Raw genomic sequence first — 21,533 nt, 5'->3', positions numbered from 1 at the left:
ACTGAAAGTGTTGTGGAATATAATGGCAAATATTGAATTGAACTCAAATAAGACAATTACTAATTTGACCCCACAACAAGGAGGACTATACAGAAGATATTTTAAAAGACCAATAGATTTTACTCTTTCATTATTGGCTATTATAGCTCTTAGTCCTGTCCTTGCTATCATAGCTATTATTGTAAAAGTTAATCTTGGCAGTCCGGTGATTTTTAGGCAGGAAAGACCCGGACTTAATGAAAAGATATTTACTCTTTATAAATTCAGAACGATGACCGATAAACGAGATCAGAATGGTGATTTGTTGCCGGATGAGGTTCGCCTGACTAACTTTGGAAAGTTCCTCAGGAGCACTTCCTTAGACGAACTTCCTGAGCTATTTAATATACTTAAAGGGGACATGAGCATTGTTGGTCCAAGGCCGCTGCTTGTTCAATACTTGCCGCTTTATAATGATCATCAAAGACGTCGACATGAAGTAAGACCGGGGCTTTCAGGCTTAGCACAGGTAAACGGCAGAAATGCTATTAGCTGGGAAGAGAAATTCGATCTTGATGTAAAATATGTTGAAAATGTTTCTTTTTTTGGGGATCTAAAAATAATTTTTAAAACAGTTGTAAAAGTTATAAAAAGAGAAGGAATTAACAAAGACGCAAATATGACTATGGAACCTTTTAGAGGTAGTAAAAATTTCAACGTATAACTCATAAAATATTATTAAACTGAATTAGGATCATTTAGTGAGCTGTTTTATGCACATTATATATATATAAAAGTGATTTGAAATGAGTTTTCTGCATTAGGGGGCTAATAATGAGGAACAGAGCTTACATTAAAGATATAGCATCATACCTTCCTGCGCAAAAACTAACGAATGATGAACTTATAAAAGATTATCCCGATTGGGATGTACAAAAGATTTATAATAAAACAGGCATATCAACCAGAGCAATTGCGGGAAAGAATGAATGTGCATCTGATTTAGCTGTTGCAGCAGCTGAAAAATTATTTGAAAAAGGTATTTGCAAAAGAGAAGAGGTAGAATTTCTAATACTCTGCACGCAAAGTCCGGATTATTATTTGCCAACCACGGCTTGCATTGTGCAGGACCGCCTAAAGCTGCCAACTACTTGCGGAGCGTTTGACATTAACCTAGGGTGTTCCGGATATGTATACGGGCTTTCAATTGTCAAAGGGATGATAGAATCAGGGATTGTTAATAATGTACTTCTGATTACTTCTGAAACATATTCCAAATACTTACATCCTACTGACAGGAGTGTAAGAACGATTTTCGGCGACGGAGCAGCAGCAACATTTATATCTTCAATCGAAAGCGAAGAAGAACTAATCGGGCCGTTTGTTTTTGGAACCGACGGCAGCGGTGCCAACCTGTTAATTGTACCGGCAGGCGGGCTTAGAATGCCCATATCACAAGAGGCAAAAATAGAGCAAACTTTTGATGATGGAGCAATAAGGTCACCGCAAAATCTTTTTATGGATGGTGCGGAGATATTTAACTTTACCTTAAAATCCGTGCCTTCTGCAGTAAAAGAATTGCTCAAAAAAAGTAAGATGACAATCGATGATATCGATATGTATATATTTCACCAAGCTAATGCATTTATGTTAGAAACTCTGCGCAAAAAGATAAAAATACCTAAAGAAAAATTTTGCATAAACAACGAACAGTATGGCAATACAGTTTCATCTACCATACCCATGGCTATTGAATTAGAGATAGAAAAAAACAGCATAAAAAAGGGCGATAAATTAATGTTGGTAGGCTTTGGAGTAGGACTTTCTTGGGCAGGCACAATAATAAAATATATTTAATTAAAATGAATTGGAGGAATATAAATGGAATTTAAGGAATTTTTAGCGGAACTTGCAGATTTATTAGAGGTAGATGCAGAAGATTTAAATGATGATTACGAATTAGATAGCGAAAATTTTGATTCAGTCGCTGTAGTATCTACTATAGCTTTAATCGATGAATATTTTGATGTAACAGTCAACGGAAAGTCACTGTCACAGGCCAAAACAGTGGGAGAAGTAATGGATTTAATAAAAAAAGCAAAAGAGGATTAAGACATGATACAAACGCTGGCATCGAATGTTAATATTAAAGGAATAGTCTGTGCCGTACCGAAAAATATCGTTAAGAATGATGGTTTTGAAAAATATTTCCCCAAAGAAGATATAAATAAAATAACTGAAATGACAGGCGTTAGGCAAAGGCGTATTTCAAATAGCGATACTTGCACATCGGATTTATGTACTGCGGCTGCTGCAAAATTGATTGAAGAACTGGATTGGCCGGCAGATACAATAGACGGTATTATCTTTATTTCTCAAACGCCGGACTATAGGCTCCCTGCCACAAGCTGTGTTGTGCAAGATAAACTGGGACTATCTACAGAATGCATGGCATTTGACGTAAATCTAGGATGTTCCGGCTATGTTTATGGATTATGGATGGCTGCCAATTTTATCGCAGCAGGAGCTTTAAAGCGGATTTTGCTTCTTGTAGGTGATACTCCAAGTAAAGCTGTTTCCCCTAATGATCGTTCAACATCTATGCTTTTTGGCGATGCTGCTTCGGCAACAGCTCTAGAGATAGACGAAACATCTTCAACTATAAGCTTTGTTTTAAAAACAGACGGTAAAGGCAGCAATAATTTAATTATTCCGGCAGGAGGGTATAGGAATCCGGCAACACAAGAAAATCTTGTAAGAAATGTTCAACCCGATGGAAGTATACGAAGCCTAAATGACCTATACATGGATGGCGGAGAAATTTTTAATTTTACAATAAAGAGAGTGCCGCCACTGGTAAAAGAGCTGTTAAGCATAAATAACTTAGATGTTAAAGATATTGATTACTTTGTTTTTCATCAGGCAAATGAATTTATTTTAAAACATTTGGCAAAAAAATTAAAACTTAGTCAAGAACAAACGCCTATCAGCATTGATAGATTTGGAAATACGAGCTCTGCTTCAATACCTCTGACAATAACAAGCGAACTGCAAGATGTGCTAAGCTCCAATAAGAAAAAGCTTGCAATGATAGGTTTTGGAGTAGGTTATTCGTGGGGAGGCGCCTTAATGGATGCGGGTCCTCTTACAAGTTTACGATTATTGGAGGTGTAGCAATGGCTTTTAACCCTATGTCCTTGGAAGGTAAAAGAATATTAGTAACCGGTGCTTCATCGGGAATAGGCAGAGAAACGGCTATTATTTTAAGCAAACTCGGAGCGGAAGTCGTGTTATTAGCCAGAAACAGAGAAAGACTTGAAGAAACTTGCAGAGAGCTCGAAGGAGAAGGCCACAGCATATATGAATATAACTTAGAACAATTAGATGGCATACCGGAATTGTTAAAAACCGTTGCATCTGAGCAAGGGAGGCTTTCCGGGGTATTTCATGCTGCGGGGATAGAAGCAACAATTCCCCTAAATATAATTAAAGAGAAGAAAATTGAACCTGTTTTTAAAACTAGTGCATTTGCGACTTTAATGATTGCCAAGGGCTTGAGCCATAAAGATGTTAAAGAAGAAACTTCAAGCTTGGTAGTTATGTCATCAGCAGCCGGAATAACAGGGAATAATGGAATATCGCTTTATTCTGCCAGCAAGGCTGCCGTTGACGGTGCTGTAAGAGCGCTGGCTGTAGAACTTGCCCCTAAAAATATCAGGGTAAACTCAATAGCTGCCGGATTGGTCAAAACAAAAATGTACGAAGATCTGGTTAATCGTGCTCCCAGTGAAGCAATTAAAAGAAAAATGGAAAGATACCCGCTTGGATTTGGACTTCCGGAAGATGTGGCAATGGCAGCAGCGTTTTTATTATCAGATGCTTCAAAGTGGATAACAGGAACTACCATGGTAGTTGATGGAGGATTTACTATTAGCAAAGAATAAAATGCATTTTACTAATTATTTTATAGTGGAGAATCATTATGAAGAAAATTTTAATTGTAGGTGCGGGTGGCTTTGGTCGAGAAGTCTATAACTGGATTAAAGATTCGCAGGAAAAGTATCCGGACTGGCAAGTGGTGGGATTTTTAGATGATAATTTGTCAGCGCTAAAGGAGTATAATTATGAAGTAGGTGTAGTATCAACGATATCGGAGTATCGGCCTCAAGACGATGAGTATCTGGTTATGGCCATAGGAACTCCACAAATTAAGAATGAGCTTGCTAATTTGCTCAGGGATAAAGGTGCAAAGTTTGAAACCTTTATCCACAGAACAAGTATTATAGGAAAAAATGTAGAGATTGGCCTAGGCAGTGTTTTGTGTCCAAATTCTATTATAACCTGCGATGCAAATATAGGGGAGTTTGTTACGATTAATTGCGGATCAGGCACAGGCCACGATGCGTCAGTGGATGACTATTCAACTCTCAGCGGTCAGGTCGATATAACGGGTTTTGCAAAGGTAGGTAAAAGAGTGAGTATTGGCAGTAGTGCTTGCGTTTTACCAGGCGTTATTATAGGAGATGATTCGGTTATTGGCGCAGGTAGTGTAGTAGTTCGAAATGTACGGGAAGGTTCTACTGTTTTTGGAAATCCTGCAAAATACATAAAGTAAATCTCGGGTGAAAAAAGTATGCTAATCGGCACCGATATCCTTGATCTTAAAAGAATAAAAATTATAGAACGCAAAAAAAGTATTCTGTGCAGACTTTTTACCCCTTTAGAATTAGAATCAACAGTTAAACTCAATTATATGGAAAAAATAATTGCCTTAGGCAGTATGTTGGCAGCAAAAGAAGCAGCGGTAAAAGCTCTAGGGACAGGATTTACTGATACTATCAGTGTCCAAGATGTTCAAATAGTAATAAATGAAAATAGTGAGGGGAAAATAGAATTTTTAAATAAAGCCAAAAGTTTTGCAGATGAATTGGGCGTTACAGAAACACATCTAGCAATAGATACTGAAAACAAATTAGTTGTTGCTATAGTGGCTTTAGAAAGAGGATTTTTACATAGATAGGCAAAAAAATCCATAACGAAGAACTCTATAAAGACAAAAAAACTCATTTTTCCCTGAGTATAGAAAATAAAATTAACGTTTACTAAAATGTGGATTTAATTTAGCATTAAAAAGCAGTTTGGAGATGTAAACCATGGATCATAATCCAATCCCCCTATCAGTTCCCAACCTTTCTTTAGACATCATGGAGAACATAAAAGAAACTATAGAAACAGGCTGGGTGTCAACAGGCGGTAGATTTATAACTGAATTTGAAGAAAAGACAGCAAAATATGTAGGTGTAAAAAGAGCAGTATCCTGTCAAAGCGGTACGGCAGGGCTTCATCTTGCACTGAAGGTGCTTGGTATAGAGCCGGAGGATGAGGTAATAGTCCCTACAGTTACATTTATAGCAGCGGTAAATCCGGTGAAATACATGGGTGCAGAACCTATATTTATGGATTGTGATGATACATTAGATATGGATATGAATAAGCTTGAAGAATTTCTGGAAAATGAATGTGATTACATAGACGGAAAGGTAATTAATAAAAAGAGCAAAAGACAGATAAAAGCAATAGTAATAGTTCATGTATTCGGCAATCCGGCAGATATGGAAAAGCTTATGAGGATAAAGGAGAAGTACAACTTAAAAGTTATAGAAGACTCTACAGAAGCCCTGGGCTCATATTATCTGGAAGGAAAATATAAAGGCAAGTACTGCGGTACTATCGGTGATATAGGCGTATATTCCTTTAATGCCAACAAGATAATAACAACCGGCGGCGGTGGGATGGTAGTTTCAAATAATCAAGAATTACTTGACAAAGCAGCATATTTAGCAGTCCAAGCAAAAACAGATCCGCTCTATTTTGTTCACGACGAAATCGGATACAATTACCGTATGACCAATATCCAGGCAGCCTTTGGAACGGACCAGATAGACAGATTAGAAAGCTTTATAGAAACAAAGATTAGAAACTACAACTTATATAAAAAAGCCATAGAAAACATAGAAGGTTTAATGCTCCTTCCTTTTAGAGAAGATACCAGATCAAACCACTGGTTCTATTCTGTAATAGTTGATAAAGACAAATACGGAATAGATAGAGATGAACTTCTCAGGAAACTAAACAATGACAATATCCAAACAAGACCTCTGTGGAGCCTAATACATAAACAAAAACCCTACCTCAATAACCAAAGCTATAAAATCGAAAAAGCAGAGTTTTATGAGAAAAACCTCATAAACCTCCCCTGCAGCAGCAATTTGAGCAAGGAAGAAGTTGGGGTAGTGGTGGAGAAACTTAAATAAAAGAGTGATTTATTTGAAGAAAGTACTTATATTAACTAATAATGCAGGTGGATTATATAATTTTAGAGCTGAATTGATTTATGAGTTAATAAAGCAAGGTTTTGAAGTCTACTTTTCGGTTCCTCAATCGGAAGAGGATAAAAAAGTTCAATTAATTAGAGATATAGGGGCTAAGTATATTCAAACTCAGATGAATAGAAGAGGCTCAAATCCTTTTGAAGATCTGAAACTTATTTTAAGATATAAAATAATTATCAAAGAAGTAAATCCAGATATTATTTTGACTTATACAGTAAAACCTAATATATACGGAACCTATGCAGCCGATAAATTTAATAAACCGGTTATTATGAATATAACTGGCATCGGTTCTTCACTTGTAGGCGGCAGTTTAAAAAACATAATTAAAAAAATGTATAAATATGCTTGCAGCAAAGCCAAGGTCGTTTTTTTTCAAAATGAACAAAATTTGAATTTTTTTATTGAGAATAATATATTGAATCATAGAAAGGGAATCTTAATACCGGGTTCGGGAGTGAATGTAGAAAAATTTATTCCTAGTAATAAAGCCAATTGTGACGGAATAATTCGGTTTTTATTTATTGGAAGAATAATGAAGGAAAAAGGAATAGAAGAATATATCAAAGTTGCAGAAAAAGTGACAAAAAGGTATCCAAATACAGAATTTCAGGTTCTAGGTTCGTTTGAAGAGGAGAATTATAAAGAGCTGATTATTAACAACAAAAATAGAAAAATAAAGTACTTAGGTAGGTCCGATGATGTAAGAAATGAGATAAAAGAAGTTGATTGTATAGTACATCCTTCTTATCATGAAGGTATGTCGAATGTTTTACTAGAAGGAGCTGCTATGGGGAAACCTCTTGTAGCATCTAATATACCAGGATGTAGAGAAATTGTAGAAGATGGTTATAATGGGTTTTTGTTTGAAATTAAATCAGTTAAGTCTTTAGAAGAAAAGGTGATTAAATTTATAGATTTAGATGAAGAAAGTAGGAAAATCATGGGAAAGAATTCAAGAACAAAGGTTGAAAAAGAATTCAATAGAGATATTGTTATAAATGAATACATGAAAACAATAGACGTAATTTTAAAGGAAGGCCAACAGAATGAATCTATATAATTCAATCAAAAATAAAAAAGAAAAAATCTCAGTAACGGGACTAGGTTATGTTGGGCTACCACTTGCAATTTCCTTTGCAAAAGTTGCAGATGTAGTGGGATTTGATATATCGAAAGAAAAGGTGAGTCAATACTTAAATGGAATAGATATTACAAAAGAAGTTGGAGATGAAACAATAAAACAGACAACTGCATTACTTACATGGGAAGAAAAGTATTTAAAGGATTGCAAGTTTCATATCGTAGCAGTGCCAACACCTATTAATGCGGATAAGACCCCAGATTTGAAACCGGTCATAAATGCCAGTAAAACTTTGGGTAGAAATCTAACTAATGGTTCTATAGTAGTATATGAATCCACGGTTTACCCCGGAGTTACAGAAGATATTTGTGTGCCGATATTAGAGCAAGAGTCTGGGTTAAAGGGTGGTGTAGACTTTAAAGTCGGCTACTCTCCCGAAAGAATTAATCCTGGAGATAAGGTACACAGGCTGGAGTCCATAGTAAAGGTCGTGTCAGGCATAGATGAAGAATCATTAGAAACTATCGCTAAAGTATATGAGCTGGTAGTAAAAGCCGGTGTATATAGAGCTAAAAGTATAAAAGTTGCCGAGGCCGCAAAAGTCATAGAGAATTCTCAAAGAGATATAAACATAGCTTTCATGAATGAACTTTCCATTATTTTTAACAAAATGGGAATAGATACAAAGGCAGTATTAGAGGCCGCAGGAACAAAATGGAACTTTTTAAATTTCAATCCTGGTCTTGTAGGAGGCCACTGTATAGGAGTAGATCCGTATTATCTGACATACAAAGCAGAGCAAATAGGGTACCATTCCCAAATCATCCTTGCCGGTAGAAAGATAAATGATGATATGGGTAAATATGTTGCCGAGAATGCTGTAAAAAGTATGATAAAGGCTGACAAACAAGTTAAAGGCTCAACAGTTGCTGTATTCGGAATAACATTTAAGGAAAATTGCCCTGATGTAAGAAATACAAAAGTAGTTGACATAATTAATGAACTTAAAGAGTATGGGATAGAAACAAAAGTTATAGATCCGGTTGCAGACAAAGACGAATTATGGAATACTTATGGAATAGAATTGTGTAATTTTGAAGAAATAAGTGATATAGATGCAGCGGTGTTTGCCGTGCCGCATAATGAATTTAAATCCATAAGACTGGAAGATATTAAAAAGATATTTAATCAAAGATGGAATGGGCATAGAGATACAACAACAGAGGTTCATGATAGTAATTTCAATAATAAATATGTTTTAATTGACATAAAAGGAATATTTGATAAAAAAGAAGCAGAAGATATGAACTTCCAGTATTGGAGGCTTTAAAGTGAAGGCAGACTATAATAAGCTAGATAAAAACAAAAGATATTTTGTAACAGGTGCAGCAGGATTTATAGGTTTTCATTTATCTAAGAGGTTACTTAAAGAAGACTGTCAAGTTATAGGATTGGATAATTTAAACGATTACTACGATGTAAACTTAAAAAGAGCAAGATTAGATATATTAAAGCAAGACGGCAATTTTCAGTTTATATATGCAAATTTAGAAGATAAAGATGCAATAGATAAAGTTTTTAAGGAATATAAAATAAATATAGTAGTTAACCTTGCAGCACAAGCCGGTGTGAGGTATAGTTTAAAAAATCCCTATGCATATATTCAGTCAAATATAGTCGGGTTTATGAACATATTAGAGGCTTGCAGATATAATAAAGTAGAACATTTAGTATACGCTTCATCAAGCAGTGTATATGGTTCAAATGAAAAAATGCCGTTTTCAACGAGCGATAACGTTGACCATCCTATTAGCTTGTATGCGGCAACCAAAAAGTCAAATGAACTAATGGCTCATACGTATAGTCATTTATATGGAATACCTACAACAGGACTCCGATTTTTTACAGTTTACGGTCCATGGGGTAGGCCTGATATGGCATTATTTCTATTTACTAAAGCTATACTCAATGATGAACCTATAAAAGTATTTAACTATGGGAAGATGGAGAGAGATTTTACATATGTAGATGATATTATTGAGGGAGTAATAAGGGTTATATCTAATCCACCTAAACTAAATGAAAACTTTAATAGACTCAACCCAAATCCAAGTACAAGCTTTGCACCATATAAGATATACAACATAGGAAATAACCATCCGGTGAAACTTATAGAGTTTATCGAAATATTGGAAAGACATTTAGGCAAGAAAGCCAAGAAAGAATATTTACCCCTACAGGCAGGAGATGTTCCCAAAACCTATGCAGATGTAGATGATCTTGTAAGAGATGTAGGGTTTAAACCAAATACTAGCGTAGATGAGGGAATAAGGAAATTCGTGGAGTGGTATAGGGAATATTATGGAGGCAGAAATGATCAATGTAACATATAAAAAGAAATATTTTAAAATAAATGCAGTATGGTTTTGTAAGGATATAGAAGTTATAGTAGATAGGAGCAGAGGCGATTTTATCTTTCTTCACGGAATAGATAAATCAGTTTTGGATACTAACCGCAAAAATGCCATTATCAATAAACAATTTTCGTTAATAACAGACTTAAAGGCAGAACCGGAAGAAATATTTAAAGAGTTTAACAAAAATTACAGATACGAGATTAATCGAGCTGGTAAGGAAGGAGTAAATTGTATTTCTTATCTTTCGGAAGATTTGAAAGATGACCCTGATATACTGGCATCGTTCAAAATGGAATATACTAATTTTGTAAAACTTAAAGGAATTGTGAATTCTTACAATGAGCCTGCAATGCAGCAGTATATTGCAAATGGGAATGTTTTACTTACTAAAGCTCTCAAAGATAAACAGAGTTATGCACAACATGTTTATTTATATGATAATAGGATTGCAAGGCTGCTTTATTCTGTATCTAATTTTAGAACAAAAGACTTAGATCCCAACTTTGCGGGAAGAGCCAATAAATACTTGCATTGGCATGATATCCAATACTTACATAAACATAAGATCGAAGTATTGGATTGGGGGGGTATAAGCAGCATTGAAAATCTAAACGGTATTGATAAATTTAAAAAAGGTTTCGGAGGGAAAGAACATACCTATTACAATATAATTTTTGGTAAAAGCTTAATTGGAAAGTTGGCTATTTCAATGATGAAGCTAAAAAGGAGCTAAAATATGTATTTGATAAGATTAGATGATGCTTCGGAATATATGGATATCACAAGATGGGATAAGATGGAGCAAATATTAGATCTTCACAACATAAAGCCTATAGTAGGCGTTATCCCAAATAACCAAGATAATAATTTAATAAATAAGTATAAGAGAGATACAGGATTTTGGAATAAAGTTAAAAAATGGCAGGAGAAAGGCTGGACAATTGCATTACATGGCTATAATCATGTTCATTTGACCGACGATGGCGGAGTTAATCCTGTTAATTTGCGTTCCGAATTTGCCGGCGTTTCATTAAACGAACAAAGGGATAAAATTGCTAATGGCATTAAAATCTTTAAGAAGTATAATATAAATCCGGAAGTTTTCTTTGCACCATTTCACACTTTTGACATGAATACGCTTGAGGCGCTAAAAGTAGAGAGTAATATAAGAATAGTAAGTGATACAATTGCAAATGACATTTATAAAAGCGGAGATTTTTATTTTATACCGCAACAATCCGGCCATGTTCAGAAACTACCATTTAAAGTCGTAACATTTTGTTATCATCCCAACAATATGAAAGACAATAATTTTAAAAGGTTAGATTTCTTTATAGAAGAAAATAGAGATAGGTTTGCCGACTTTAAAGAATTATTATTTAAAGATCGTAAGCTCGATGCTTATGACAAAATATTAAGAAAGTCGTATTTTTCACTAAAATCTTTAAGAGTTAAACTGAAAGGTAAATAAAAATGAAGGAACAAATCAGGATATTACATATTGTAGGCAATTTAAATCGTGGTGGTGCAGAAACCATGATTATGAACCTGTATAGAAATATTGACCGTTCCAAGTTTCAATTCGATTTTGTAAAGCATACAAGTAAAAAATGCGATTATGATGATGAAATATCTGAATTGGGAGGACGAATCTTTAGTATTTCTAAATATACAGGTAAAAACTATTTTTCTTATAAAAAAGAATGGGATACTTTATTTAAAAATCATCCAGAATATAAAATCCTCCATGGCCATATAGTAAGCACAGCTGCAATATATATTGCAATAGCTAAAAATTATGGGGTGATAACTATAGCGCATAGCCATAGCACGGCTTCAAGAGGCAGTAAAATTGAACAACTTATAAAAAATATTATGCAAATCCCAATAAAAAGTAAAGCTGATTACTTACTTGCTTGCTCGAATCAAGCAGGAAGTTGGTTGTTTGGAAAAAGGGCGATAACAGGAAATAACTACAAAATAGTAAAAAATGCAATAGACGTTGAAAAATATGTGTTTAATGAATCTAATAGAAATAACATAAGAAAAAGCCTTGGGATCAAAGATAAATTTGTTGTAGGGCATGTAGGCAGTTTTACATACCCTAAAAATCATAAGTTTCTAATTGATATTTTTTATCAACTTCAAATAAAAAATAGAAATTCTGTCTTATTACTTGTAGGTGACGGAGAATTAAGACCACAAATAGAGAAACAAATAGAAAGATTAGGCATAAAAGACAAAGTTATATTGACTGGAGCAGTTTCGAATGTCAATGATTATTTACAGGCAATGGATGTATTTGTATTTCCATCAATATCAGAGGGACTTGGTATAGCAGCTATAGAGGCCCAAACAGCCGGATTGCCATGCATCCTATCTGATAAAATTCCTCAAGAGGCTTTTGTTACCGATTCGGTGGAAGAACTTTCATTGAAAGCTGACAAAAAAATATGGGTAGAAAAAATCCTGCATTACTGCAATAATTATATAAGAAAAAACAATTCGGAAGATATTAAACGAGCCGGATATGATATTAAGGAAAGTGCAAGAGAGATGGAAAGGTTTTACTTAGAGGTAACTACTACTAAAATATAGGGGAAGGTATTAATGGTAAAAAAGATAGGGATAGTTACTTGGTATGACAGAGGATACAATTACGGAAGCACTTTGCAAGCTTATGCATCGCAAATTATATTGCAAAAAATGGGGTACAGTAGTGAATTCATAAATTTTAACCCGGAAAGACAAAAAATTAGTAAGAGAATAAAGGAAATATTAAAAAGAATATATTTATATCTTTTTGATAGAAACGTTTATGAAACATGGAAAAAAATGGATGATTGGATCAAATCTCACCTAATCATCAGTGAAAAATATGATTCCTACGAACAACTCAAATCTAAGTCATTAAAATATGATGCTGTTATTTGCGGAAGTGATCAAATCTGGAATAATTCTAGCGGTGAAATAAATCCATTTTATTATTTGCAGTTTATTAATGAAAGCAAAAGAATAGCTTATGCGCCGAGTATAGCAAGAGATTATATTGATAAAAATTTACAAAGTGTGTTTTGCGATTATGTAAAAGGAATAAAGTATTTGTCTATACGGGAAACTCAAGGTGCTGAGTTGATAAAAAATATTACTGGAAGGGATGCAAAGGTGGTTCTTGATCCTACTCTGCTTGTAGATAAACACGAATGGGAAAACAAATTATCCGATGACTATGAATTAAAAAATAAGATGTACATATTTTGTTATTTATTGACAAAAAACGACAAGCATTACAAAATAATCGCAGAACTTTCTAATAAACTTAATATTGAAGTCATAACGCCAACATTACTAAATAGATATGATAAAACGTCAAAAAATGTTGATTTTTTTGAATTTCTTAATTTAATTAGATATGCTGATTATGTTGTTACAGATTCATTTCACGGCGTTGCATTTAGTCTAAACTTTTGTAAACAGTTTGCTGTATTTAAAAGATTTCCAGATTCATACAAAGAAACACAAAATTCACGAATATATAGTATTTTAAATGAATTTGGTTTGAATGATCGATTAGTTACTGATAATAATAGCTTAGAATTAATAATAAAGAAAAATATAAATTATGAAGACATTAATATTAAATTAAAGAGAAAAAGAGAAGATTCCTTGCAATATCTCAGGAGTTCATTAGAATCAGCTATTAAATCTAATGAGGAGAATCTGTGAAGTGCCTATGAATTCTGTATACAAAAATAAATTAACTAATAAGGAATCATTCATGCATGAAAAAGATAATTGTAGTAGACTAAGCAAATTTATAACGTGGATAGTCTTATTATTCATGCCTTTATCAACATATGCAGCATATGTTGAGGGGATTACATTTGGGGATATACTGCTTATTTTGGGTGTTTTATTAATTACTACAGACATCTTTTTAAATAAAAAGATAAATCTACTCAATATCATAGCTACACCGTTGTTATTATATATGATTTTTATTATTATCCATTCTTTAATCTTTTGGATGATTAAGCCCTATGAATTAAGTGAGGGGCTGTTAGGAGTATCGAGATATCTATTATATTTGTATTTTGCTATGAATGGTGCAAAATATTATTTTAATTATGATTATGGGTATAAGATATATAAGAAACTGGCCATATTGTTTGCATTATATTGTATAGCACAATATTTTTCATATAATTTTTTTTCAACCGTTCTGCCAGTCAACTTATTTGGCTTGCCAACATTTGACGATATAAGTGCAATCACTTCAAAATATAATATTAGCATGTATCAAACAGGAGCTGTTTTGTATAGACCAAGAAGTGTATTTCTCGAACCGGCGTATTTTGCCGCATATCAAATTCCGATTCTATATTTAATATTAAATAATAAAAACGAGAAATATTTAACTAAATATAGTTCTGCTATACTAATTACAGCTAGTATATTCTTAGCAGGAACTACTACTGGCATACTGATGCAATTTTTATGTTGGTGGAAACCAATTATTACGGAATTAAAAAAAATATCATTTAAATTCGTCAATTTAATAATTATAGCTATACCTTGTGTATATCTTTTTATTTCTTCGGACTATTGGCAAAGAGTTTCAAATAGAATTATTTCTAATGATGGGACTTTAGGCACATCTGTTACAGGCAGGATACAAAACTATAAAATATTTTTTGATGGTAGGTTATCGTGGGATCAATTATTATTCGGACAAGGCAAGTGGGTTTCAGTAGGTTATCTACCAAGTTATGGAGAGCTAATTATATCCTTTGGCTTAGTCGGTCTAGTTGTATTTTCTGTTGTAATGTTATTAACGTATTTAAAAACGCAAAAAATAGGAAAGGCAATGACTTTATTACTATTGGTAATGTGTATAGGCACTAATACATTATTCAATATTACATCAGTACTTATGTTCTTTTTAATATATTCAGACTCTAAATCAAATATAAGATATAATTTTTCTGGGAAGCAAAACTAGAGAAGGTGACAAAATGATTTGTGATAAAGACGTTTGTACCGGGTGCGGAGTTTGTTATAATGTTTGTCCGGTAAAATGTATAACAATGAAATATGATAGCGAAGGTTTTATCTTTCCGATAATAGATGAGCAACAATGCATTAAGTGCAATAAATGCAGAGAAAATTGTCCATCTTTAAATGAATTAACAAATAATAATTGCAAAGAACCGATTACGATTGGTTGCTGGAATAAAAACCAAGATATATTAAAAAAGAGTAGCTCAGGGGGAGCTTTTGCAGCTATAGCTGAGGATATATTGAAGGAAGATGGCGTAGTTGTAGGGTGCGTAATGGATAAAAACCTAAATATCTATCATACAATTGCTGAAAACTTTGAAGAACTTGAAGAAATGTATGGATCCAAGTATGTTCAAAGTGAAACACATAATATATATCGGAAAATAAAGGTGTTTCTCAATAAAGGGAAAAAAGTCTTGTTCGTAGGTTGTCCCTGTCAAGTAGCTGGTGTGTATACTTATTTAAAAGATGAAGAATATAAAAACTTAATTACAATAGATCTTGTATGTCATGGCGTAGGTTCAAAAAAATTTTTTGATAAATACATTAATGAAATGAATAACAAATATAAAGATAAAGTAATTGGAGTATCATTTAGAAACAAAAGAAATGGAAGACGAAACTATACAACAAGGCTTTCGTTTACAACAAGGCCTCCTGTATACATACCAGCGATTAAAGATTCATATATGACTTGCTATTTACAAAGAGCAATTTATCGTAAAAGTTGTTATAGCTGTAAATATGCTAAATTGCCAAGAGTCGGAGATATTACGATAGGAGATTTCGTGGGTATAGATAGAAATCAAATCAGCAAAAGAGATTATTATAATGGTGTTTCTGTAGTTCTCCTAAACAATAGTAAGGGTACATATTATTTCGAAAATATTAAATTAAATCTAAATTGGTTAGAACGCCCATTACAAGAAGCAACTTCAACAAATTCTAATATTATCGAGCCTAGTATAATGCCAGATAGCAGAAAACTTATATTAAATGATGTTGGCACAGTTGAACAGCTAAAGAATAAATATTGTAAATACCCTCTTAAAGCAAGAATCGCTAACATTTTAGGGGACGACGTTGTAAGAGCATTGAAAAAGGTATTTAGTAGATTTAAATCGTAACTAAAAGATTTGTGTTAATATTGTATTATTAAATAACTACGCAAGAATTTAAAATGGTTAAATGTTTATATCTATCCTAGCTAAGCACTGTACACTTCCATCGTTTTGTTCATCGCCCGGGCGCAATCTAAGAAAAGATAAAATCAGGAGGTTTTAATGTATTACATTAGGGACCCAATCCATGGATTTATAGAGATTAATGAGTTGGAGAAAACTATAATAAATCAGCCGGAGTTTCAGAGACTTAGACGCATAAAGCAATTGTCATTATCTGATATGGTATATCCGGCTACAAATCATACAAGGTTTGAACATTCACTAGGCGTTATGCATGTGGCAACACAAATGTTTGACAATATAGTAAAAAATGAGATGGATTTTTTAAGGAATAAGTTAAACTATACAGAATCAGGGTTGGAAAGAGAAAGAATTTTAATAAGGCTTGCCGGTCTTTTGCATGATATAGGCCACCCGCCTTTTTCACATGCAGCTGAAGAATTGATGCCTTTAAAACCTGATTCAGCAAAAGATCATTATGAACATGAAGATTATTCTGCTGCTATAATAAAAAATAAATTTAGAAGATATATAGACGAATCTAAATTTAATGACCTAAAAATTACTGCCGATGAAGTTTGTGATATACTGACAAAAGGGCCTACATCATCTGAAAGAGCATTTTGGAGACATTTAATCAGCGGTCAATTAGATGCAGATAGAGCAGATTATTTGTTAAGAGATTCTTATCATGCAGGCGTGAACTATGGTAGATATGATTTAAAGAGAATATTAAGAACTTTAACGGTTATAAATGAACCTGAAACAGATAATTTTTCCATAGGAATCAATAAAAGCGGTTGGCACGCAGCAGAAGGATTAATTATTGCACGATATCAGATGTTTACACAGGTTTATTTCCATCATACTAGAAGAGCTTATGACAATCACATTTCCGAAGCGATAAAAACTTTACTAAAATCCGAAACTAAAAAAGATACATTTGTACCGCCAACTAGGGACAATCTAGATGAATATTTGGATTGGGATGATTGGAAGGTAGGAGGCTTAATAAAAGAAGGAAAAGCGGGTCTGCACGGAGAAATAATACTTAACAGGCTGCACTATCGACGTGCATACGAAACAAAAGAAGTTCCCAGTATTGAGGATCTTAAAGAATTTGAAGCTATATCTGAAGAGTTCAAAGACAAAATCGGTTTTATAGATACGGCAGAAAAATCATGGTATAAAGTTGGCGATGAAGATATACTTATATCCGAAGAAAAAGGCGATTCTAAGTATGCACCTCTTTCTCAGTACTCAAGCATAGCAAGAAATCTTGTTCCGAATAAGCAAATTAGAATATATGTTCCATATGAAAATAAACAAGAAATTAAGGAGCAAATTAAAAAATACAGGGAGGAAATAAAACATGATAAACGAATTTAGAATTCCATGGGAAAAATATGGCATAATAGCATACTTAGCAAAAGCTATGAATGGTAACAATGTTCAATTCGGAAAAACTTCCCTGCAAAAAATTATTTATATCTTACAGGAAGTATATCAAGTTAACGTAGGTTATAAATTTATACTTTATAACTATGGTCCGTATTCAGCAGATTTGGCAACTGACCTTGAATACATTGCAGCTTTAAATGGTGTCGATGTGTCTTGGGTAAATACCGGCGGATATAGGATAAAACCGGACTCAGATGCAGATACCTTTATAGAGAAAAGCAAAGATTTTCTAGATAAACATAAAAATGATATAGATAAAGCTATTGAAACTTTTGGAAATTTAAGTGCTAAGGAATTGGAATTAAGGGCTACTATTATTTATTTTGTAAATGATTGCGGTATAAGAGAAGATTCAGAAGTTATGGATAAGATACATCAGTTAAAACCTTATTTTCCAAAAGACAAAATACAATCAACAATAGAGGAATTAAAGAGTTTAGGTGTTATTAGGCTTTGATGCTTATACAGAATTGACCTACTGGAGCTAACCAAATGAAAAAAACAGCACTGCTTTTAATGATAATAACAATAGTTTCTAAGATAGTCGGGTTTGGTAGGGAGATAACCCTATCATATTTTTATGGGGCATCTAATATAAGTGATGCCTTCTTGATATCTCTTACTATTCCCAGTGTGATATTTTCTTTTATCGGGACAGGCATATCTACGGGATATATTCCTTTATACAGTAAAATCGAGGAAAAGTATGGGGAAAAGGAAGGGGAAAGGTATACCAATAATCTTGTAAATATCCTGCTGGTTCTATGTACGGGTATTATAATCTTTGGACTTTTGTTTACGGGTCCGCTGATAAAGATGTTTGCTTCCGGGTTTGAGGGAAACACCCTGGAACTTGCGATAAGGTTTACCAGGATAAGTTTATTTGGGATATACTTTACAGGCTTAATAAATATCTATGGCGGATTTTTACGGATAAAGGGAAACTATGCCGTTCCGGCATGTGTGGGCTTTCCCATGAATTTCTTTTTAATACTTTCGATATTGCTCAGCTCTAAGACGAATGTAATGGTGCTTGCCATAGGAAGCGTGATAGCAACCGCTTCTCAGCTGGTGTTTTTGGTGCCTTTTATGCATAAAGCGGGATATAGGTATGAGTATATATTTGATACGAAGGATGAATATATTAGAAGAATGATATATATTGCACTGCCGGTAATAATAGGGGTGTCGGTAGATCAGATAAATGTGCTCGTTGACAGGACTTTAGCGTCCGGCATTGCGGTAGGCGGGATTTCTGCATTAAACTATGCGAGTAAGCTCAATGGTTTTGTACAGGGGATGTTTGTTACAACCATATCTGCCGTTATGTATCCCATGATATCTAAGATGGCTGTACAGGGAAATTTTGACGGGCTTAAAAGTTCTGTATCTGAAGCCATAAATTTGATAAATTTGTTTGTTGTACCTGCTACATTTGGAGCTATGCTATTTGCAGAGCCGATAGTCAGGCTCCTGTTTGGAAGGGGAGCCTTTGACCCGGAGGCTATATCTATGACATCTATTGCACTTTTTTATTATTCTATAGGGATGGTAGGCTTTGGCCTTCGGGAAATTATATCCAGAGCCTTTTATTCCATGCAGGATACTAAGACACCGATGATTAATGCTGCTGTGGCTGTGTCTATGAATATTATCTTAAATATAATATTGTCGAGGTATATGGGTATAGGCGGTCTTGCACTTGCCACAAGCTTATCGGCTATATTCTGTACAGGGCTGCTGTTTATAAGCTTGAGGAAGAAGGTAGGGCCTTTTGGCATGAAGGACACTGCTGTTTCTTTTGTTAAAATCTTGGTATCTTCAGCAGGGATGGGAATTGCGGCATATATTTCATATGTTTTCCTGCTGCCGCGTATCAGCAGGAATTTATCTTTGATAATTTCAATATTCATAGGTGCGTTAGTGTATTCTGTAATTGTTTATTTTATAAAGATAAAAGAAGTGGATACGCTGGTAGATGCAGCCAAGAAAAAGCTGAAAACAGGTGCATGAAATGGTATAATGAGTTTATAAGTATGTGTTTAAGGAAGGGATTTTTAAGGTGAAGACCACACTGCGTAAAGTCTTAATGGTAATTTCGGATATTTTGATTATAAATATTTCGCTGTATTTATCGCTTATCCTGCGATTTGAAAGTGATATTCCAAATGAGTATTTAACACTTTTTGAACAAACTCATATTATAGTGACTGTTATTGCACTTTGCAGCTTCTTGGTTTTTAATTTATATAATAGAATCTGGAAATATGCCAGTATAAGTGAGCTTATTTCGATAGTTGTGGCAACTTCTTTTAGCACTCTTACATTTTTAGGATATACATTCATGGTTAGAAAAACCTTTCCCCGCAGCATATACATATTGTTTTGGCTTTTACTTACTACATTTGTTGGAGGAAGCAGATTTATTTTAAGAACTTTTAATGGTGTAACTCCGACTTTTAGGAAAACAGAAGGTGTCCGAAATGCTATGGTTATCGGAGCGGGTGAAGCGGGATCTATGGTTATTCAAGAGTTTAAGAAGCATCCGGATCTAAGGATGAAGCCTGTTGCTATTATTGATGATGATACAAATAAGCACGGTATGAGCATTCATGGGGTAAAGGTTTTAGGTGCACGTCAGGTAATTCCTGAAACAGTCTTGCGAAAAAATATTAAAGAGATAATAATAGCTATGCCGTCTATTGATAGGCATCAGATAAGAGATATAGTGGATATCTGCAGCAAAACCAAGTGCAAATTAAGGATTGTGCCGGGGGTATATGAACTGCTTGATGGGAAGGTAAGTATAAAAAGGCTTCGTGATGTGAGGATAGAGGACCTTTTGGGCAGGGAGCCGGTTAAGTTAAATCTGGATGAAATCTCCGGTTATATAGAAAATAAGGTGGTGCTGGTAACCGGCGGCGGTGGGTCCATAGGTTCGGAGCTGTGTCGGCAGATAGCCAGGTTTAAACCTAAAGAGCTTTTGATTTTTGATATCAGCGAAAACAATGTCTACAGTTTAGAGTATGATTTAAAAACTCTTTTTCCCGACTTATGCTATACTCCGCTGATTGGCAGTGTAAGGGATAAGGGCCGACTGGAATATGTATTTAAAAAATACGGGCCAGATGTGGTTTTTCATGCTGCGGCACACAAGCACGTGCCGATGATGGAGTTAAATGCTACTGAGGCCATAAAAAATAATGTTTTTGGAACGCTAAATGTGGCAGAAGCGGCGGATAAGTATGGTGCGGAAAGGTTTACCCTTATATCTACAGACAAGGCAGTAAATCCTACTAATATTATGGGTGCGTCAAAGCGGATTGCGGAGATTGTTGTACAGATGATGTCTATGAAAAGCAGTACTGTGTTTTCAGCTGTAAGGTTTGGGAATGTTTTGGGAAGTGAGGGGAGTGTGATTCCCCTTTTCAGAAAGCAGATAGAAAACGGAGGGCCTGTAACGGTAACTCATCCTGAAGTCATCCGATATTTTATGACTATTCCGGAAGCCGTGCAGCTTGTAATACAGGCGGGAGCCCTTGCGAAGGGCGGAGAAATATTTATCTTGGATATGGGGGAGCCGGTAAAAATCGCAGACCTTGCCCGAGACATGATAAAGCTATCAGGGCTGGAGCCGGGTGTGGATATAGATATAGAATACATAGGCCTGAGGCCGGGTGAAAAACTTTTTGAAGAGCTGCTGCTAAACGAAGAAGGCATAACTGCCACCAAATACAAGAAGATATACATCGCAAAACCGACATTCAGTAATGTTGATGCATTTGAAAAAGAGATTTTAAACCTGAGGGAGCTGCTCTTTGACGCCAACGCAGAAATAAGGGATGTAATAAAGAAAATAGTCCCGACATATAAATGCAGATGAATTTTAGGGGCGATTTTCGCACCGCATGGGGGTAAGAGGATAGGGGGCAGCAAGTAGGGATGGGGGTACAAA

21 protein-coding genes are annotated in these 21,533 nt (G+C 34.5%); all 21 read left to right on the top strand.

What is annotated here, in order from left to right; all coding sequences use genetic code 11:
* Window positions 1-22 precede the first annotated feature (22 nt).
* The 21 genes from TEPIRE1_RS08865 to TEPIRE1_RS08765 all read left to right on the top strand — a co-directional run bounded on the left by TEPIRE1_RS08865 (window position 23) and on the right by TEPIRE1_RS08765 (window position 21,461).
* A complete protein-coding gene (locus TEPIRE1_RS08865) occupies window positions 23-703 on the top strand; it encodes a sugar transferase (protein WP_269450205.1) in 681 nt (226 codons plus the stop codon).
* A 110-nt stretch (window positions 704-813) separates the two neighbouring features.
* Window positions 814-1,836 (top strand): 3-oxoacyl-ACP synthase III family protein, encoded by a 1,023-nt coding sequence (locus tag TEPIRE1_RS08860; RefSeq protein WP_013778829.1) that lies wholly within the window; start codon window positions 814-816, stop codon window positions 1,834-1,836.
* A 24-nt stretch (window positions 1,837-1,860) separates the two neighbouring features.
* The gene (locus tag TEPIRE1_RS08855; protein WP_013778828.1) at window positions 1,861-2,091 is read left to right on the top strand and encodes an acyl carrier protein; all 231 of its coding nucleotides are present in this window, start codon (window positions 1,861-1,863) and stop codon (window positions 2,089-2,091) included.
* Between the two features lie 3 nt (window positions 2,092-2,094).
* Window positions 2,095-3,153 (top strand): 3-oxoacyl-ACP synthase III family protein, encoded by a 1,059-nt coding sequence (locus TEPIRE1_RS08850; protein ID WP_013778827.1) that lies wholly within the window; start codon window positions 2,095-2,097, stop codon window positions 3,151-3,153.
* Between the two features lie 2 nt (window positions 3,154-3,155).
* The gene (locus TEPIRE1_RS08845) at window positions 3,156-3,923 is read left to right on the top strand and encodes an SDR family NAD(P)-dependent oxidoreductase (protein ID WP_013778826.1); all 768 of its coding nucleotides are present in this window, start codon (window positions 3,156-3,158) and stop codon (window positions 3,921-3,923) included.
* Between the two features lie 38 nt (window positions 3,924-3,961).
* Complete coding sequence (locus tag TEPIRE1_RS08840; protein ID WP_013778825.1) at window positions 3,962-4,594, top strand: acetyltransferase; 633 nt, start codon at window positions 3,962-3,964, stop codon at window positions 4,592-4,594.
* Between the two features lie 18 nt (window positions 4,595-4,612).
* The gene (locus TEPIRE1_RS08835; protein WP_013778824.1) at window positions 4,613-4,999 is read left to right on the top strand and encodes a holo-ACP synthase; all 387 of its coding nucleotides are present in this window, start codon (window positions 4,613-4,615) and stop codon (window positions 4,997-4,999) included.
* A 133-nt stretch (window positions 5,000-5,132) separates the two neighbouring features.
* Window positions 5,133-6,293 carry a LegC family aminotransferase gene (locus TEPIRE1_RS08830; RefSeq protein ID WP_013778823.1) on the top strand — a complete coding sequence of 387 codons (1,161 nt, stop codon included), beginning with the start codon at window positions 5,133-5,135 and terminating at the stop codon, window positions 6,291-6,293.
* Window positions 6,294-6,306: 13 nt separating this feature from the next.
* Window positions 6,307-7,434 carry a glycosyltransferase family 4 protein gene (locus tag TEPIRE1_RS08825; protein WP_013778822.1) on the top strand — a complete coding sequence of 376 codons (1,128 nt, stop codon included), beginning with the start codon at window positions 6,307-6,309 and terminating at the stop codon, window positions 7,432-7,434.
* Window positions 7,421-8,785, top strand: coding sequence for a nucleotide sugar dehydrogenase (locus tag TEPIRE1_RS08820; protein WP_013778821.1), 1,365 nt, complete (start codon window positions 7,421-7,423; stop codon window positions 8,783-8,785). The genes TEPIRE1_RS08825 and TEPIRE1_RS08820 overlap by 14 nt, the downstream gene beginning before the upstream one ends.
* A gap of 1 nt (window position 8,786) precedes the next feature.
* Window positions 8,787-9,848, top strand: a complete 1,062-nt coding sequence (locus TEPIRE1_RS08815) for an NAD-dependent epimerase (protein WP_013778820.1) — start codon at window positions 8,787-8,789, stop codon at window positions 9,846-9,848.
* Window positions 9,829-10,605 (top strand): peptidoglycan bridge formation glycyltransferase FemA/FemB family protein, encoded by a 777-nt coding sequence (locus TEPIRE1_RS08810; protein ID WP_013778819.1) that lies wholly within the window; start codon window positions 9,829-9,831, stop codon window positions 10,603-10,605. The genes TEPIRE1_RS08815 and TEPIRE1_RS08810 overlap by 20 nt, the downstream gene beginning before the upstream one ends.
* 3 nt (window positions 10,606-10,608) lie before the next feature.
* A complete protein-coding gene (locus TEPIRE1_RS08805) occupies window positions 10,609-11,343 on the top strand; it encodes a DUF2334 domain-containing protein (protein ID WP_013778818.1) in 735 nt (244 codons plus the stop codon).
* 2 nt (window positions 11,344-11,345) lie between these two features.
* Complete coding sequence (locus TEPIRE1_RS08800) at window positions 11,346-12,470, top strand: glycosyltransferase family 1 protein (protein ID WP_013778817.1); 1,125 nt, start codon at window positions 11,346-11,348, stop codon at window positions 12,468-12,470.
* A gap of 12 nt (window positions 12,471-12,482) precedes the next feature.
* Window positions 12,483-13,598: a polysaccharide pyruvyl transferase family protein gene (locus TEPIRE1_RS08795; protein ID WP_013778816.1), complete on the top strand. Its 1,116-nt coding sequence runs from the start codon at window positions 12,483-12,485 to the stop codon at window positions 13,596-13,598.
* A gap of 1 nt (window position 13,599) precedes the next feature.
* Window positions 13,600-14,874 carry a hypothetical protein gene (locus TEPIRE1_RS08790; RefSeq protein ID WP_013778815.1) on the top strand — a complete coding sequence of 425 codons (1,275 nt, stop codon included), beginning with the start codon at window positions 13,600-13,602 and terminating at the stop codon, window positions 14,872-14,874.
* A gap of 13 nt (window positions 14,875-14,887) precedes the next feature.
* The gene (locus TEPIRE1_RS08785; RefSeq protein ID WP_013778814.1) at window positions 14,888-16,060 is read left to right on the top strand and encodes a Coenzyme F420 hydrogenase/dehydrogenase, beta subunit C-terminal domain; all 1,173 of its coding nucleotides are present in this window, start codon (window positions 14,888-14,890) and stop codon (window positions 16,058-16,060) included.
* A 156-nt stretch (window positions 16,061-16,216) separates the two neighbouring features.
* Entirely contained in the window at window positions 16,217-17,506 is a 1,290-nt protein-coding gene (locus TEPIRE1_RS08780) for an HD domain-containing protein (RefSeq protein WP_013778813.1), read from the top strand.
* Window positions 17,490-18,035: a YwgA family protein gene (locus TEPIRE1_RS08775; RefSeq protein WP_013778812.1), complete on the top strand. Its 546-nt coding sequence runs from the start codon at window positions 17,490-17,492 to the stop codon at window positions 18,033-18,035. The genes TEPIRE1_RS08780 and TEPIRE1_RS08775 overlap by 17 nt, the downstream gene beginning before the upstream one ends.
* A gap of 35 nt (window positions 18,036-18,070) precedes the next feature.
* Window positions 18,071-19,591, top strand: a complete 1,521-nt coding sequence (murJ, locus tag TEPIRE1_RS08770; protein ID WP_013778811.1) for a murein biosynthesis integral membrane protein MurJ — start codon at window positions 18,071-18,073, stop codon at window positions 19,589-19,591.
* Window positions 19,592-19,667: 76 nt separating this feature from the next.
* A complete protein-coding gene (locus tag TEPIRE1_RS08765; RefSeq protein WP_041591564.1) occupies window positions 19,668-21,461 on the top strand; it encodes a polysaccharide biosynthesis protein in 1,794 nt (597 codons plus the stop codon).
* Window positions 21,462-21,533 lie beyond the last annotated feature (72 nt).

It is taken from the genome of Tepidanaerobacter acetatoxydans Re1 (genome assembly GCF_000328765.2).
Classification (GTDB): Bacteria; Bacillota; Thermosediminibacteria; order Thermosediminibacterales; family Tepidanaerobacteraceae; genus Tepidanaerobacter; species Tepidanaerobacter acetatoxydans.
The sequence above is the reverse complement of the archived record's forward strand: the minus strand, read 5'-3'. Positions and strand labels throughout refer to the sequence as shown.

Excerpts from the sequence above, each read along its gene's own strand:
- TEPIRE1_RS08865 (WP_269450205.1), top strand. The coding sequence starts at position 23 with ATGGCAAATATTGAATTGAACTCAAATAAGACAATTACTAATTTGACC.
- TEPIRE1_RS08860 (WP_013778829.1), top strand. The coding sequence starts at position 814 with ATGAGGAACAGAGCTTACATTAAAGATATAGCATCATACCTTCCTGCG.
- TEPIRE1_RS08855 (WP_013778828.1), top strand. The coding sequence starts at position 1,861 with ATGGAATTTAAGGAATTTTTAGCGGAACTTGCAGATTTATTAGAGGTA.
- TEPIRE1_RS08850 (WP_013778827.1), top strand. The coding sequence starts at position 2,095 with ATGATACAAACGCTGGCATCGAATGTTAATATTAAAGGAATAGTCTGT.
- TEPIRE1_RS08845 (WP_013778826.1), top strand. The coding sequence starts at position 3,156 with ATGGCTTTTAACCCTATGTCCTTGGAAGGTAAAAGAATATTAGTAACC.
- TEPIRE1_RS08840 (WP_013778825.1), top strand. The coding sequence starts at position 3,962 with ATGAAGAAAATTTTAATTGTAGGTGCGGGTGGCTTTGGTCGAGAAGTC.
- TEPIRE1_RS08835 (WP_013778824.1), top strand. The coding sequence starts at position 4,613 with ATGCTAATCGGCACCGATATCCTTGATCTTAAAAGAATAAAAATTATA.
- TEPIRE1_RS08830 (WP_013778823.1), top strand. The coding sequence starts at position 5,133 with ATGGATCATAATCCAATCCCCCTATCAGTTCCCAACCTTTCTTTAGAC.
- TEPIRE1_RS08820 (WP_013778821.1), top strand. The coding sequence starts at position 7,421 with ATGAATCTATATAATTCAATCAAAAATAAAAAAGAAAAAATCTCAGTA.
- TEPIRE1_RS08810 (WP_013778819.1), top strand. The coding sequence starts at position 9,829 with ATGATCAATGTAACATATAAAAAGAAATATTTTAAAATAAATGCAGTA.
- TEPIRE1_RS08805 (WP_013778818.1), top strand. The coding sequence starts at position 10,609 with ATGTATTTGATAAGATTAGATGATGCTTCGGAATATATGGATATCACA.
- TEPIRE1_RS08800 (WP_013778817.1), top strand. The coding sequence starts at position 11,346 with ATGAAGGAACAAATCAGGATATTACATATTGTAGGCAATTTAAATCGT.
- TEPIRE1_RS08795 (WP_013778816.1), top strand. The coding sequence starts at position 12,483 with ATGGTAAAAAAGATAGGGATAGTTACTTGGTATGACAGAGGATACAAT.
- TEPIRE1_RS08785 (WP_013778814.1), top strand. The coding sequence starts at position 14,888 with ATGATTTGTGATAAAGACGTTTGTACCGGGTGCGGAGTTTGTTATAAT.
- TEPIRE1_RS08780 (WP_013778813.1), top strand. The coding sequence starts at position 16,217 with ATGTATTACATTAGGGACCCAATCCATGGATTTATAGAGATTAATGAG.
- TEPIRE1_RS08775 (WP_013778812.1), top strand. The coding sequence starts at position 17,490 with ATGATAAACGAATTTAGAATTCCATGGGAAAAATATGGCATAATAGCA.
- murJ (WP_013778811.1), top strand. The coding sequence starts at position 18,071 with ATGAAAAAAACAGCACTGCTTTTAATGATAATAACAATAGTTTCTAAG.
- TEPIRE1_RS08765 (WP_041591564.1), top strand. The coding sequence starts at position 19,668 with ATGGTAATTTCGGATATTTTGATTATAAATATTTCGCTGTATTTATCG.